The organism is Nocardioides sp. Z40_12 (assembly GCF_058215795.1).
On record NZ_JBZAJA010000004.1, the window covers coordinates 172,489 to 186,902 of the forward strand.

The 14,414-nt window shown below is 71.8% G+C and carries 13 protein-coding genes; 9 read left to right on the forward strand and 4 right to left on the reverse strand.

Annotation, left to right across the window (positions count from 1 at the left end; genetic code table 11):
• The first annotated feature begins 25 nt into the window (after window positions 1-25).
• Both AC4BG9_RS09385 and AC4BG9_RS09390 read left to right on the forward strand, forming a co-directional pair.
• Complete coding sequence (locus AC4BG9_RS09385; RefSeq protein WP_490570829.1) at window positions 26-1,114, forward strand: HpcH/HpaI aldolase/citrate lyase family protein; 1,089 nt, start codon at window positions 26-28, stop codon at window positions 1,112-1,114.
• Window positions 1,111-1,977: an HpcH/HpaI aldolase/citrate lyase family protein gene (locus tag AC4BG9_RS09390; RefSeq protein ID WP_490570830.1), complete on the forward strand. Its 867-nt coding sequence runs from the start codon at window positions 1,111-1,113 to the stop codon at window positions 1,975-1,977. The genes AC4BG9_RS09385 and AC4BG9_RS09390 overlap by 4 nt, the downstream gene beginning before the upstream one ends.
• 6 nt (window positions 1,978-1,983) lie before the next feature.
• Here the strand turns inward: AC4BG9_RS09390 and AC4BG9_RS09395 are convergent, their stop codons facing one another.
• A complete protein-coding gene (locus tag AC4BG9_RS09395; protein WP_490570831.1) occupies window positions 1,984-2,808 on the reverse strand; it encodes a hypothetical protein in 825 nt (274 codons plus the stop codon).
• Between the two features lie 517 nt (window positions 2,809-3,325).
• Between AC4BG9_RS09395 and AC4BG9_RS09400 the strand changes: the two genes are divergently transcribed.
• Entirely contained in the window at window positions 3,326-3,469 is a 144-nt protein-coding gene (locus AC4BG9_RS09400) for a hypothetical protein (protein WP_181309788.1), read from the forward strand.
• A 146-nt stretch (window positions 3,470-3,615) separates the two neighbouring features.
• Window positions 3,616-4,131 (forward strand): hypothetical protein, encoded by a 516-nt coding sequence (locus AC4BG9_RS09405; protein WP_490570832.1) that lies wholly within the window; start codon window positions 3,616-3,618, stop codon window positions 4,129-4,131.
• Window positions 4,132-4,179: 48 nt separating this feature from the next.
• Here the strand turns inward: AC4BG9_RS09405 and AC4BG9_RS09410 are convergent, their stop codons facing one another.
• On the reverse strand, window positions 4,180-5,946 hold the full coding sequence (locus AC4BG9_RS09410; protein WP_490570833.1) for a GDSL-type esterase/lipase family protein: 1,767 nt from the start codon (window positions 5,944-5,946) through the stop codon (window positions 4,180-4,182).
• 188 nt (window positions 5,947-6,134) lie between these two features.
• Here AC4BG9_RS09410 and AC4BG9_RS09415 point away from each other — a divergent pair, with 188 nt between their 5' ends.
• The 4 genes from AC4BG9_RS09415 to AC4BG9_RS09430 all read left to right on the forward strand — a co-directional run bounded on the left by AC4BG9_RS09415 (window position 6,135) and on the right by AC4BG9_RS09430 (window position 9,857).
• Window positions 6,135-7,067 carry a hypothetical protein gene (locus AC4BG9_RS09415; RefSeq protein WP_490570834.1) on the forward strand — a complete coding sequence of 311 codons (933 nt, stop codon included), beginning with the start codon at window positions 6,135-6,137 and terminating at the stop codon, window positions 7,065-7,067.
• A 3-nt stretch (window positions 7,068-7,070) separates the two neighbouring features.
• Entirely contained in the window at window positions 7,071-8,354 is a 1,284-nt protein-coding gene (locus AC4BG9_RS09420) for a methyltransferase (RefSeq protein WP_490570835.1), read from the forward strand.
• Window positions 8,351-8,977: a TetR/AcrR family transcriptional regulator gene (locus tag AC4BG9_RS09425; protein ID WP_490570836.1), complete on the forward strand. Its 627-nt coding sequence runs from the start codon at window positions 8,351-8,353 to the stop codon at window positions 8,975-8,977. The genes AC4BG9_RS09420 and AC4BG9_RS09425 overlap by 4 nt, the downstream gene beginning before the upstream one ends.
• Before the next feature lie 157 nt (window positions 8,978-9,134).
• Window positions 9,135-9,857: a LamG-like jellyroll fold domain-containing protein gene (locus AC4BG9_RS09430; RefSeq protein ID WP_490570837.1), complete on the forward strand. Its 723-nt coding sequence runs from the start codon at window positions 9,135-9,137 to the stop codon at window positions 9,855-9,857.
• A 114-nt stretch (window positions 9,858-9,971) separates the two neighbouring features.
• On the opposite strand, the gene AC4BG9_RS09435 is transcribed toward AC4BG9_RS09430, so the two are convergent.
• Window positions 9,972-10,556: a hypothetical protein gene (locus AC4BG9_RS09435; protein WP_490570838.1), complete on the reverse strand. Its 585-nt coding sequence runs from the start codon at window positions 10,554-10,556 to the stop codon at window positions 9,972-9,974.
• An 87-nt stretch (window positions 10,557-10,643) separates the two neighbouring features.
• On the reverse strand, window positions 10,644-10,808 hold the full coding sequence (locus AC4BG9_RS09440; RefSeq protein WP_490570839.1) for a hypothetical protein: 165 nt from the start codon (window positions 10,806-10,808) through the stop codon (window positions 10,644-10,646).
• Between the two features lie 142 nt (window positions 10,809-10,950).
• On the opposite strand from AC4BG9_RS09440, the gene AC4BG9_RS09445 reads away from it, so the two are divergent.
• A complete protein-coding gene (locus tag AC4BG9_RS09445; protein WP_490570840.1) occupies window positions 10,951-14,349 on the forward strand; it encodes a (Fe-S)-binding protein in 3,399 nt (1,132 codons plus the stop codon).
• The last annotated feature ends 65 nt before the right edge of the window (window positions 14,350-14,414 follow it).

The following is a 14,414-nucleotide window of genomic DNA, read 5'->3' on the forward strand; positions in this document are numbered from 1 at the left end:
GGCACTCGCTGTTATCTTCCGCCTCATGCGCTCAGCCAAGGACTTCTTCGCCCCCCTCGCCGTCGGCGCCCCCGCGCCGGTGCGCGAGATCCCGGCCCGGCCCAGCCGCGCCATCCACTTCTTCGACCCGGGCAACCCCAAGATGGCGGCCAAGGTCCCCGACATGGTCGGCAAGGTCGACGTGCTCCTGGGCAACCTGGAGGACGCCGTCAAGGCCGAGAACAAGGAGATCTCCCGCGAGGGGCTGGTCAAGATCGGCCAGTCGGTCGACTTCGGCCCGACCCAGTTCTGGACCCGGATCAACTCCCTGGACAGCCCCTGGGTGCTGGACGACCTGACCACGCTCGTCCCGGCCATCGGCGACAAGCTCGACGTCATCATGGTGCCGAAGGTGCAGGGCGCCGAGGACATCCACTACGTCGACCGGCTGCTCGCGCAGCTCGAGGCCAAGGCCGGCATCAAGAAGCCGATCCTCATCCACGCGATCCTGGAGACCGCGCGCGGCGTGGCCAACATCGAGGAGATCTGCGCCGCCTCCCCGCGGATGCAGGGCCTCTCGCTCGGTCCGGCCGATCTGGCGGCCGACCGCCGGATGAAGACCACCCGCGTCGGCGGCGGGCACCCGGGCTACCTGGTCCGGGCGGACGCCCCGAAGAACGACACCGGCGAGACGCAGTACGACGCGGACCGGACGATCTACCAGCAGGACCTGTGGCACTACACGATCGCCCGGATGGTCGACGCGTGCGCGATGCACGGCATCTACCCCTACTACGGGCCGTTCGGCGACATCAAGGACACGGTCGCCTGCGAGGACCAGTTCCGCAACGCCTTCCTGCTCGGCTGCGTCGGCGCGTGGAGCCTGCACCCGGTGCAGATCAAGATCGCCAACCGGGTCTTCTCCCCCAGCGTGGAGGACGTCGCCCACGCCCGCCGGGTGATCGCGGCCATGGGCGACGGCACCGGCGCGGTGATGATCGACGGCAAGATGGAGGACGACGCCTCCGTCAAGCAGTGCCAGGTGATGGTGCGCCTCGCCGAGGATCTCGCGGCCATCGACCCGGAGCTGAAGGCCCAGTACGACGCCATCGAGGTCGAAGGAGTGCCGGCATGAGCGAGTTCACCCCCCTGAGGTCCGTCCTCTACATGCCCAGCTCCAACGAGCGGGCCCTGGAGAAGGCCAAGAGCATCCCGTGCGACGGCCTGATCCTCGACCTCGAGGACGCCGTCGCCCCCGACGCCAAGACCGCCGCCCGCGACGCTGCCTGCGCCGCGGTCGCCTCCGGCGAGTACGGCCGTCGCACCGTGACCATCCGGGTCAACGGGATCGGCACCGAGTGGCACGACGCCGACATCGCCGCGGCCAGCAAGGCCGGCCCCGCCGCGATCGTGGTGCCCAAGGTCAACAGTGCCGCCGAGGTCGAGCAGCTCGTCGCCGCGATGGAGGCGGCCGGCGCCCCGGCGCACACCAAGCTGTGGGCGATGATCGAGACCCCCGTCGCGATCCTCGACTGCCTCTCCATCGCCCGGGCCTCGGAGCGGCTGACCGCCTTCGTGCTCGGCACCAACGACCTGGTCAAGGAGCTCTACGCCGAGCACGTGCCCGGCCGGGCCCCGATCCTGCCGAGCCTGCACACCGCCCTGCTGGCCGGCCGAGCCGCCGGCATCGCGGTGATCGACGGGGTCTACAACAACGTCAAGGACACCGACGGCTTCCTCGCCGAGTGCGAGCAGGGCCGGCAGATGGGCTTCGACGGCAAGACGCTGATCCACCCCGGCCAGGTGGAGGGCGCCAACGCGGCGTTCGCCCCCTCCGAGCAGGCGGTCGAGGACGCGCGCGGGCTGATCCAGGCCTGGGAGGACGGCAAGGGCTCCGGCGTCGTCACCTACAACGGCCGGATGGTGGAGAACCTCCACGTCGAGTCGGCCCGCCGCACGCTGAGCATCCACGAGGCGGTCCAGGCCCTCCAGGCCTGACGAGGGTCAGCGCCGGGTCAGCCAGGGGGTGCCCTTGCTGGCCCGGGCGGCCCGCCGCCCACCGGCGGGGGCCCGCTGCTTCGGCACGGCGAGGTCCGCGTCGTCCTGCCCGGCCTCGGCACCACGACGGGCGGCCGCCTGCTCCCTGGTGTCGGCGAAGCGCTCGATGGCGGCCAGGGCGCGGGCCTCCACCTCGGCCGAGGAGACGAGCGGAGCCGGTCCCGGCGCGGGACGGCCGGGCACGGTGGACAGCGACGCCGGCGAAGCGGGATCCTCGTCGGCCGTGTCGTCGTCGTCCATCCGGGTCATCGCCCAGCGGGTCCACAGGGCCGACCCCGCGAGCAGCAGGACCACCGGGAACCCGTAGAGGCCCCACGGGATCAGCCGGACCGAGGCCTCGACCGGACTCTCGCGTTCGCCGTCCCGGACCACCCCGGAGACGATGTGCTCGCCGTGCGCGAACCCCGCGAACTCCACCGGCAGCTCGACCGTGACGCGGGTGCCGGGGGCGAGGGGGGCCAGCGCGGGCGCGTCGACGGGCGTCGCCCGGCCGCTCCCGTGCCGCCAGACAAGGTCGAGCGAGGGCGCGGTCTCGGTCTGCCCGTTGTTGTAGAGCACCAGCTCGAGGAGCGGGGTGGGCGCGGCCCCGAACCAGGTCTCGAACGAGCTCGCACCGACGAGCCGGGCCGACTGGACCACGATGCGGGGCTCCTCGCCGCTCTCCGCGTGGGCGGCGGGCGCGGCCCCCGCCAGCGCGAGGCCGATGAGGAGACCCGTCAGCGCCGGCACGAGCGTGCGGAGCCGGGCGCGTGCGGTGCTGCAGACGAACATCTTGCTCCCTCCCGGGCCGGAGGCTCGCAGCGATGCGCTGCGAGCGTCAACCCGGACGATGCCGGTACGCCGAAGCGATGGGCGGATATACCCGATTCTCGGTAGCGGGTGGTGGTGAAGGTGGCGCGGGCCGTGCGGGGGACCCGGCCCGCGCCACGTGAGACGAACCAAGAACCAACCCGAGAGGATCGCCCGGTGTCCGTCTCCTTCTCGGCCCTCCTCCCAAAGGGCCAGGAGCCTGCGTCAGTGGCTTCTCCCAAGCAGCGCCGACGACCTCCCAGATGCCGGCGCTTCTCCTGACGAGCTCCTGTGACGAAGTTGACACCGACTCGGGCCCACGTCAACGGGGTCACCCAGCAGTTACCTAAAGGTAGGTATTCAAGATGGCAGGTCAGCGGGCTGGAGAGGCCGGCGAAGAAATTGGGTGAAAGTCGAAGGGTTTGGGATCCGTACCCCCGGGTACAACCACGTCACCTGCGGCCGTAACCCGGACGCTCTTAACCAAGGAGGAACAGAAATGGTCGTTCTCGGCCTGATTCTGCTCATCGTCGGCCTCGTTGCCAACATCAGCATCCTGACCACGATCGGCGCCATTCTCCTGGTCGTCGGCCTGATCTTGAACTTCGTCCCGATCGGCGGCAACGCCCGACGGGTCTGGTAGCAGGACCCACTTGTGACCGTGCCTTGCACGGAGTGATGACCCGAGGCCCCCGCGCACGCCGTGGGGGCCTCGGGTCTTCTCGTGCGCCGGTGCGGGGCCGAGAGGCCGCCCACATGTGCTCGACTCGCCGTGGGTACTGACCGGTCATGAACACTGAAGAGATCGTCTGGCTCGTCGTCGCCATCGTGGTCGTGCTGGCGCTGGTCGCCCTCGCCGCCTGGCTCCTCAACAAGAAGAAGCAGGAGCGGGACCAGGCCGAGCGGGCTCAGCGGGCCGCCGAGCTGCGCAATGAGGCCGACCGCCACGCCGCGGCGCTCCCCGACGCCGAGCTGCGCGCCAAGGAAGAGGCCGTCAAGGCCGAGAAGCTCCGCCTCGAGGCGGAGCGCGCCGAGGAACGCGCCCAGGAGGCGCAGGTCGGCTACCAGCAGCAGGCGGCCCACCACGAGGACCGGCTCCGCGAGGCCGACCGCCTCGACCCGGACGGCACGGCGACGACCACCTCGAGCTCCTCGACCACGGCGACCACCTCGGCCGCCGCGACGAGCGAGGGCACCGACCCGATCCCGGGGCCGGACGCGGCGACCCAGTCCCCGCCCGACTCCTACGAGGAGGGCTACCAGGACGGCCGGCGCGACGAAGCCCCCGGCTCGCACCGCTCCTGAGCCCCCCACACGGGGGTCACCGCCGGTGACCCCCGTGTGTGCGCCGCCTCAGCGGCAGTCACCCCAGGAGCCGCGCTGGTGGGTGCGCGCGCTCCGCTGCGCCTTCCGGTAGGACGCCTTGCGGGAGAAGGCCCCCTTGGCCACCCGCAGGCTCCCCTGGCGCACCAGCTGGCGACCGAGGTCCTTGCCGCCGACCATGACGTAGCTGGCGGCGGAGGCCGCCTTCGCGCGGGGGTCGCGCACCAGGACCGCCTCGGTGCCTCGGGCCAGCTTCTTGCGGACCGCCTTGCGGGCGGCCGGACGACAGGCGGCCGGCGGCTGGGTCACCCCGGCGATCGGGACCACGCGCGTGCCGGCCCCGGCGATGCGCACCTTCACCCGGTCCGGCCGCGGGCTGCGCAGCACGGTGACGCGGACGCGCAGGGGCTCGGTCGGTCCCACGATCGGGGTCTGGGGCGTCACCGATGAAGGCTCCTGGGTCGAGGGCTCGGTCGCCACAGGCTCCTGGCTCGCGGGCTGGGCGTCGTCCGGTCCGGGGCCGGCGGGCGGCTGGTCGGGGCCGTAGACCTCGAGGTCGAAGAGCGAGACGCCGTAGCCGGTGGCTCGCTGCTCAGCCACCATCCGCACGTAGCGCGCGGAGGTCGGGTGGAACGACGCGGTGTCGTGGCCCCCGTCGCCGTTGATCGTCGACCAGACGGTGCGCCACGTGACGCCGTCGTCGGAGACGTCGATCCGGTAGGCCTTGGCGTAGGCCTTCTCCCAGTTGAGGACCAGCCGGTCGACCCAGCGCGATTCGCCGAGGTCGACCTGCAGCCAGGCCCCGTCGGCCCACTCGCCACTGGCCCACCGGGTAGAGGTGTCGTGGTCGACGGCGTACGACGGGGCGTAGCCGTGCTCGGTGCCCGACGCCAGCACAGTCCTGCCGCGGGCGAGGTCCTCACCCATCAGGGTGTCGTAGACGAGCCGGGCGCTGGCCTCCATCCCCGAGGCGAACGGGTGGTACTCCATCGCCTTGAGGAAGTCGATCCACTTGCCCTGCACCCAGGCGTCCTCGCCCGCGCAGGCGTCGTGCCCGCGCGACGGACCGTAGGTGTCGACGTAGCGGGCCCCCCGCTCGGCGGCGGCCTCGGCGAGCGCGTCGTTGAGCTGGCGCTGGAGGCTGTCGGCCCAGCGCATGTCGGCCGCCGTCATCGGGACCGCGCCGTTGGTGCAGGAGCCGCTCTCCGGCATCAGCCGCAGGTAGCCGACCACGGCGACCTCGGCGTGGGGCGAGCGCTCCCGGATGCCGTCGAGAACCCCGAGCACGTCCTGCTTGGTCTGCACGATCTTGGCGGCCATCAGGTCGACGCCGTCCTGGGTGAACTCGTCGCGGCACGGCGAGCCCTGCGGGTCCGTCTTGGCTGCCTCGGGGCAGCGGTCGATCAGCGTGCCGAAGAGTCCCCCGTCGTTGCCGCCGATGCCCAGCGTCACCAGGTCGGTGTCGGGGCGCAGCGCGTCGAACTGCGGCGGGGCGGTGCCGAGGATCCCCTCCTGCGGCCCGGCCATGTGCTCGGTGCGCGCGGAGGAGCAGGAGACGTCGGTCAGCTCCAGACCGAGCCGGTCGGCCAGGATCCGCGGGTAGTTGTTGGTGGAGCGGGCGCAGGGGACCAGGGTCGTCGGCGGGATCAGCGGCCCGGCCGTGAAGGAGTCGCCCAGGGCGACGTAGTGGTCGTAGGGACGGGTCGGCACGGCGGCCTGCGCCGTCGTGGTGCCGACCAGGACGGTGGCCAGCGAGCCGATGAGGGTGAGCACCACGGTGGCGCAGAGGCGTGACAAGACAGGGACCTTCCGAGAGGCGTACGAATCCGGTGATGTGACAGCACGGTGACGACTGTCACGTCGACCGCTGCAAAGTACGTGACGGGCACCACGGATCTCAAAGTGGTCCAGACCGGCCCAGCCCGCGGCCCTGGCCCTGGCCCTGGCCCTGGCCCTGACGGATGTTTTGAGCATATGCTCAAAACATGTCGAAGATCCCCCCGATGGAGCCGTTCCCCGCCCCGGAACCCGGGCCGCCGGACCCGCCTCCGCGTACCGGCTGGGCGGCGCGGGCAGGCATGCTCGCGCTCGTCCTCGTCTTCGCCGTCCTCGGGGTGGTCATCTCCGCGGCCACCGGACGCCTCGACTCGGCGCTGCTCTTCGTCGGTATCCCGTGCGCCCTGGCCCTCGCCGTCGGGTGGATCGACACCAGCCGCAGCGGCGCCGCCACCGCCTTCCAGATCACCACCGTCCTGCTGCTGCTGGCCTCGGCACTGCTTCACGAGGGAGCGCTCTGCGTGCTGATCGCCGCACCTCTGGTCTACGGCGTGGTCTTCCTGGTCTTCGGAGTGGTCTCCGCGGCCCGGGGCGCCTTCACCAAGCACCTCGGCGTGCTGCCGCTGCTCGCCGTGCTCGCGCTCGAGGGAGTCGTCCCGGGCCTGCGGGTCAACCCCGACCAGAGCTCGTCGGCCACCGCCACGGTGGCGCCGACCTGCGCGGAGTTCGAGTCGGCGCTGGCCCGGGGCCCCCGGATCGACCCCGACGACGACCGGGGCCTGCTGCTCCGGCTCGCGCAGTACCCCACCCCCGTCGCCGCCGACGGCGGCGGCCTGGCGGTGGGTGACACCTGGGAGCTCACGATGCCAGCCGGCACGATCGCCACCCGGGTGACGGCCAGCGAGGTCACCACCGGCGAGCGCGGCCGACTCTCCTTCGACGTCACCGAGGACACCGCCCGCACCACCCGCTGGGTCACCCTGCGGACCGGCTCGCTGACCTGGGGGCAGGCCGGCGACGGGTGCCACGCCACGCTGCAGGTGGACTACACGCGCAAGCTCGACCCCAGCTTCTGGTTCGGCCCGATCACCGACCTCTTCATGGGCGCCGGCGCCCGGGCGTTCCTCAACGCGCTGGACTGAGTCGTGGCCCCCGACCCCGGCACGGACGTGCTGCGCAACCTGACGCTCGTGGTCCCGCTGGCGGGGCTGGGTCTCGTGGTGGCGCTGCGCCACGCAGGGGTGCTGCGAAGGCGGCGCCACGACGTCCCGTACGCCGCCCTGGCCGCACTGCTCGCCTGGGTGGGGATCCTCGCGGTCGAGCAGGCCACGGGGCTGTGGACGTTCGCCGCGGGCCCGACGGACCTGCTGGGGATGCCCCTGGAGACCAGCCTCGGGTGGGCGCTGGCCTGGGGTGCGCTGCCCGTGCTCGCCGGCGGCCGGCTGCTGCTCTGGTGGGGCGCCCTGGCCTGGGCGGACCTGCTGGTGATGCCACGGCTGGAGCCGCTGGTCGTCCTCGGTCCCCACTGGTGGGTCGGCGAGCTGCTCCTCCTCACCTCAGTGCTGGCCCCGGCGCTGGTGCTGGGCCGCACCATGCAGCAGCGCTCCCATCTCTGGCTCCGGGTGACGCTCCAGGGACTCACCGTCACCGGCGCCTGCCTCTGGCTCGTGCCCACCCTCGCCTTCCGGCGCGACGGCGGCAGCTGGGAGGCCGTGGTGGCCCACCCGCTCCCGGTCCGCACCGCCCTGCTGGCCACTGCGGTGCTGCTCGGCGTCCCGGTGCTTGCCGCAGTCGCCGAGCTGGCCCGCGTCGGCCGTGGCACGCCATACCCGTGGGACCCGCCGGAGAGGCTGGTCACCACCGGTCCCTACGCCTACGTGGCCAACCCCATGCAGCTGGGCGTCACCGGGATCCTGCTGCTGCTCTCCCTCGCCGCCGGTTCGCCGCACCTGCTCCTCGCCGCGCTCTGCGCCGGCACCTTCTCGGTGACGGTCGCCGGCCGCCACGAGGCGGCGACGATGCGCGACTGGCCCGGGTACGCCGACTACCGCCGCACGGTGCGCGCCTGGCTGCCCCGACGCACCCCCTACGTGCCCGTCGGCTGCGACCTGTGGGTGAGCCGGGAGTGCGGGATCTGCCGGAGCACCGGGGAGGCGATCGTCGCCATGGAGCCGCACGGCCTCACCGTGCGAGCCGCAGAGGAGGCCGGGATCCGCCTGACCCGGATGCGGTGGGTCGGACCCGGTACGGTCGACCGCGGGGTGGCTGCCTTCGCCCGGGCCCTGGAGCACGCCGGTCTCGGCCGCGCCTGGCTCGGGTGGCTGATCCGGCTCCCCGCGGTCACCTGGGTGGTGCAGACTGCCGCCGACGCCTGCGGGCTGGGGCCCCGCGAGGTGGTCCCGTCCCAGGAGCAGAGGAGCACGGCGTGAGCAGCGCGCAGACCCGGCAGAAGCTGATGGACGCGGCCGTCCGGCTGGTCTCCCGGGAGGGGGTCCGTGCGGTGACCGCCAGGGCCGTCGCCGCGGAGGCAGGGGTCAACCAGGCGCTCGTCTTCTACCACTTCGACGGCCTCGACGGGCTGCTGCGCGAGGCCTTCGAGGAGGCCACCGCCCGGATGGTCGCCGGCTACGTCGCCGAGCTCGAGCAGGCGACCACCTTCGCCGACCTGCACGGCGTCGGGGTGCGGCTCGCCGAGAACAGCCGGGCGGACGGCACCGCCTCACTCCTCTCCCACGTGATCGCCGCCTCGCACACCGACGAGACGATGGCGCGACTCCTCGGGGAGCTGCTGCAGAAGTGGCGGACCGCGCTCTCCGAGACGGTCCGCCGGATCCTCCTGGCCCGGGGGCTTGAGGACTCCCTCGACGTCGACTCGTTCACCGACGCCCTGGCCGCGGCATCAATCGGGATGATCACCCTCGACGCCCTGCCAGGACAGCCGCTCGGCTCCACGCTGCCTTCGCTCAGCGGCGTGGCGACGCTGGTCGACCGGGCGGTGCGGCTGCTGCCCGCTCCTCTGGTCCGGCGCCTCCTCGGCCGGGCCCAGCGCTGACCTGGCGGAGCTGGACGGCGACCACGATCTCCACCGCCGCGAGGATCCCCTCCGGCGCTCACACCGTGACGCACGGCACCCGGCCGCCCCGCTCAGGGGTGACCGACCTGACTGGACCAGCGCGAGACGCCCCGCGACCTGGGCCATCATGAGCACCATGACCTCCCGCGCCCTCGCCCTGCTCGGCGTCCTGGTGTCGACCACCGCCCTCCTGGGCGCCGCCGCGCTGCCCGCCGCCGCCGCGCCGCCCGCCGACGGCACCCGGCTGTCGTTCTCCTTCGACAAGGGGCCAGCGCTGGGCCACGGCGACCCCGTCCTCGGCAGCCCTCGTCGGGCCTCCGGCACAGCCGTCACCGACGGCAGCGCCCGGATCAAGCGCGCCAAGGGAGTGACGGGGCGGGCCATGCGCTTCCCGTGCCTGAGCTGTGGCCGCGCCATCATCGAGGTCCCCGACCGCAACTCGCTCGACCCTCGCCAGAACACCTTCGTCTTCGGCGCGTCGGTGCGGCTCACCGCCAACCAGGCGGCCGGCTCCATGAACGTGGTGCAGAAGGGCTGGTACGACGAGGTCGGCGGCCAGTACAAGCTGCAGGTCGACGACGGCGTACCCAGCTGCGTGGTCAACGGCTCGGCCGGGCGCGCCACCGTGCTGGCGACGGCCTCGGTGGCCGACGGCGCCTGGCACGCGCTGGCCTGCCAGCGCGAGGGCAGCGTGGTGGCCCTGCTGGTCGACGGCGCCGTGGCGGCCCAGGTCGCGGTCGAGACGGGCAACCTCGCCAACGCGGCGCCGGTCTGGATCGGCGGCAAGGCCGTCGGCACCAGCGACCCCGACCAGTTCCGCGGCCGGATGGACGACGTCTTCGTCCGCATCCTCCGCTAGCCGGACGGCCGGCCCGGCCTCAGCGCTCGCAGCCGGACTCCTGCTCGGCGCGTGCCCCCCACGATCAGCTCCTCGTCCGCCTCGGAGCCCACGAAGGGGAGGGGACCGGGGAGATCAGTGCAGCATCCGGCTACGGGCGACCGCCTCGTAGTAGCGGCTCGACTCGGGCTTCCAGAGCAGGAACAGGATGGCGACCGCCAGCACGACCGAGATCAGGTTGAAGACGAGGCCGATCCCTGTGGTGCCCGGCTGGGTGAAGCTGAGCAGGGTCAGGAGCACGTTGAGCACCCCCAGCACGGTGGCGACGATCCGGGCCCAGGAGCGGCCCTGCCCGTTCTTCCAGGCCATCCAGGCCCAGAGCACCACGGCGACCATGCCCACCAGGAAGACGAAGATGAGCGCGCCGGCGTAGGCCGCGTCGATCGTGCTCTGGGTGGCGTTGGGATCGGTCTCCCGCACGGACTCCTCGATGTCCTCCTTGAGGCCGCCGAGGGTGGCCACCCCGAGGATCAGCGAGAGCAGGCTCAGCGCGGCGCCGGCGTACATCAGCTTCACCGCGGTGGCGAGGCTGCTCGGCTGCTGCGGGGCGGCCGTCTGACCTGGCGCCTCGCCCGCCGGGTACCCGGGGTACTGGGGGTACTGGGGGTACTGCGGGTCGGGCTGCTGCGCGTCCGGATCGGACGGGTACTGCTCGGACATGGATCTCCCTCGACCGTGGGTGTGGGCGTGCTCGTCAGTGTCCGACCCTCCCACGCCCGGCCCCCGGTCATCAACGACCGGGCGGGGTCAGGGCTGGGGCGCCCCGTCCTCGGAGGTGTTGGTCGCGCACGTCGCATTGGTGCAGACCCGGTCGTCGATGGTGCCGTCGGGGTCCTTCTCGTGGCGGGAGCGATGCTCACGCAGCCTGACCTCGGCGCCGCACACCCGGCACGGCTGGTTGTCGAAGTACACCGCTGACCCTCCTGCCAAGTTACTGAGCGGTAGACTCTATGGACGGGACAGTGCTGACTCGTGCACGGCCACGACATAGGCTCCGCCCTGACGCGTCGTCGTAGGACAGCGCGTGCTGACACCCACGAGGAGCCATCCTTCCATGTTGCAGACCATCGCGATCGTCGTCTCGTTCGCCCTGACCGCCGCGGCCATCGCCATGCTGGTCCCCGCGATCAGGAAGATGCTCGGCGTCATCCGCACCGGCCAGCCCGCGCCGGGCCGCAGCGGCAACCCCGTCGGCCGCACGGTCACCATGCTCAAGGAGACGTTCCTCCACACGCGCATGCTGCAGTGGACGTGGATCGGCATCATGCACTGGTTCGTCTTCGCGGCGTTCCTCTTCCTGTCCACCGCGGTGCTGGCGGCGTACTTCCAGCTCTTCAAGCCGGACTTCGCCTGGCCGATCATCGGTCACTGGTACCCCTACGAGTGGTTCAGCGAGCTGATCGGCCTGCTGAGCACCGTCGGCATCGCCTGGCTGATCGTCTACCGCCAGAAGCACCACCCGCGGACCGAGGGCCGCAAGAGCCGCTTCTTCGGCTCGACCATGTGGCAGGCGTACTTCGTGGAGTTCCTGGCGCTCTTCGAGGGCTCCGCGATCCTCTTCGTCCGGGCCGCCGAGTGGAAGCTCGACGAGGAGGCCGGTCGCGCGCACTACCCGATCACCTCGTGGATGGGCGACGTCCTCTACCCGACCGAGAACCTGGCCACGATCCACAACATCATCTTCTTCATCGCGATGTTCAAGATCGCGCTGGCGATGGTCTGGCTGATGGTGATCGCCCGCAACATCACGATGGGCGTGGCCTGGCACCGCTTCACCACCTGGTTCAACATCTGGTTCAAGCGCGAGGACGACGGCAGCACGGCGCTCGGCGCGATGAAGCCGCTGATGTCCAACGGCAAGGCGATCACCCTCGACGACATCGACGACCTCGACGAGGACTCCGTCCTCGGGGTGGGCAAGCTCGAGGACTTCTCCTGGAAGGGCATCCTCGACTTCACCACCTGCACCGAGTGCGGTCGCTGCCAGTCGCAGTGCCCCGCCTGGAACACCGAGAAGCCCCTCTCCCCCAAGCTGCTGGTCATGGGCCTGCGCGACCACGCCTACGCCAAGGTCGAGGGCACGGAGTCGCACGCGGAGCGGGCCCTGGTGGGCAGCGGCTCGAAGGGTGAGAGCGCCGGCGCCGGGACCGACGTCCTGGACTACTTCTACAACCCCGCCGACGGCGACTTCGTCATCGACGAGGACGTGCTCTGGTCGTGCACCTCGTGCGGCGCCTGCGTGCAGCAGTGCCCCGTCGACATCGAGCACGTCGACCACATCATGGACATGCGGCGCTACCAGCTGCTGGTGGAGTCCAACTTCCCCTCCGAGCTCAACCAGCTCTTCAAGGGCCTGGAGAACAAGGGCAACCCCTGGAACATGTCGCCCAACGCGCGCATGGACTGGGCCAAGGACCTGCCCTTCGACGTCAAGGTCGTGGGCGAGACGATCGAGTCCCTCGACGAGGTCGACTGGCTGTTCTGGGTCGGCTGCGCCGGCGCCTACGAGGACCGCGCCAAGAAGACCACCCGCGCGGTCGCCGAGCTGCTCGACATCGCCGGGGTGAGCTTCGGCGTGCTGGGCAACGGAGAGACCTGCTCGGGCGACCCGGCCCGCCGGGCCGGCAACGAGTTCGTCTTCCAGGGGCTCGCGCAGCAGAACGCGGAGACCTTCAAGGAGTACAAGGTCAAGAAGGTCGTCTCGACCTGCGCCCACTGCTTCAACACGCTCAAGAACGAGTACAAGGACTTCGGCGTCGAGCTCGAGGTCGTCCACCACACGCAGCTGCTCAACCGCCTGGTGCGCGACGGCAAGCTGACCCCGGTCAAGGACGGCGCGGGCGCTGCGAAGCGCTCCATCACCTACCACGACCCCTGCTACCTCGGGCGCCACAACAAGGTCTACGAGCCGCCGCGCGAGCTGCTGCAGATCCTGCCCGGCGCCGAGTACGTCGAGATGGAGCGGAGCAACGAGCGGTCCTTCTGCTGCGGCGCCGGCGGTGCCCGGATGTGGATGGAGGAGAACCTCGGCGAGCGGATCAACGTCAACCGCACCCAGGAGGCCGTCTCCACCGGGGCCGACCAGATCGCGGTCGGCTGTCCCTTCTGCCGGGTGATGCTGGCCGACGGCCTCACCTCGGAGCAGGCCAAGGGCAACGCCCGCGAGGAGGTCGAGGTCCTCGACGTCGCGCAGATGCTGCTGGCCTCGGTCAAGGGCGAGCAGGCGACCAAGGCCGCCCCCGGCTCGTCGAAGAAGGCCGCCGCTGTGGGCGCCAGCGCCAAGGCCAGCCCGGCGACCGACGACGTCGCAACCAAGGACGAGCCCGAGGTCGGGGACGTCACCCAGACCGAGGAGACCGTCACCGAGACCGCGGACGTCGGCCCCAACGCGAAGGCCAGCGGCGGCTCGTCGCTCTTCGACACCCCGGCGTCGGAGCCCACCGCCAAGCAGGAGTCCGGCGGCTCGCTCTTCGACACCCCGGCCGAGCCCGCCGCCAAGCAGGAGTCCGGCGGCTCACTCTTCGACACCCCGGCCCCGGCCGATCAGAAGACCGAGACCAAGGCCGACACCAAGCCCGAGGCCGCGTCCGACCTCGGCGGCGGTTCGCTCTTCGACCTCGGCTCCGAGACCCCGGCCCCCGCCGAGGCGAAGGCCGAGAAGAAGCCGGAGCCGGAGGCGGAGGCGAAGGCCGCCCCTGAGAAGCCCGCCGCCGACCTGGGTTCTGGCGGGTCGCTCTTCGACCTGGCCGCCCCTGCCGAGGCACCCGCCGAGGCGGAGCCGAAGGCCCAGCCCGAGCCCGAGCCCGAAGCCAAGGCGGAGCCGAAGGCCGAGGCACCGAAGGCACCGAAGGCAGCGCCTACGGCGGCCACCCCGACGCAGTCGATCCCCGAGGGCGGCTCGCTCTTCGACATCGCCGCCCCCGAGCCCACCGCCCCGGCCGAGCCCGAGGCCAAGCCGGAGCCGAAGGCCGAGGCCGAGCCCAAGCCCAAGGCCGAGCCGGAGCCCGAGGCAGAGCCGGAGCCGGAGCCGAAGGCTGAGTCCGAGCCCGAGGCCAAGGCGGAGCCGAAGGAGACGCCCAAGGCAGCGCCGGCACCGACGCAGTCGATCCCCGAGGGCGGCTCGCTCTTCGACATCGTCGCGCCGGTGCCCGCCGCCAGCGCGGCGCCGAAGGCACCCGAGCCCGAGGTCAGGACCGAGGCCGAGGCACAGCCGGAGCCCGAGGCCACGACGGCGCCCTCGGCGCCGGACGGGGCAGCCCTGAGCCAGGCGGCAACCGCCGCCGCGTCGTCCGACGACACGACGGCTGACACGGTCGCGGAGCAGACCCCGGAGCCGGCAGAGCCGACCGAGGCACCCGCCCCGGAGAAGGAGCCGCAGCCGTCCAACGGCGAGGCCCACCAGCCGAAGACGGACGTCGACATCCACGGATCGAGCTCGCTCTTCGACCTCTGAGCCGGACCCCGGCGCCGAACAGCCGCAACCGCCCCGCGCGGTTGCGGCTGTTCGTTTTCCCGAGC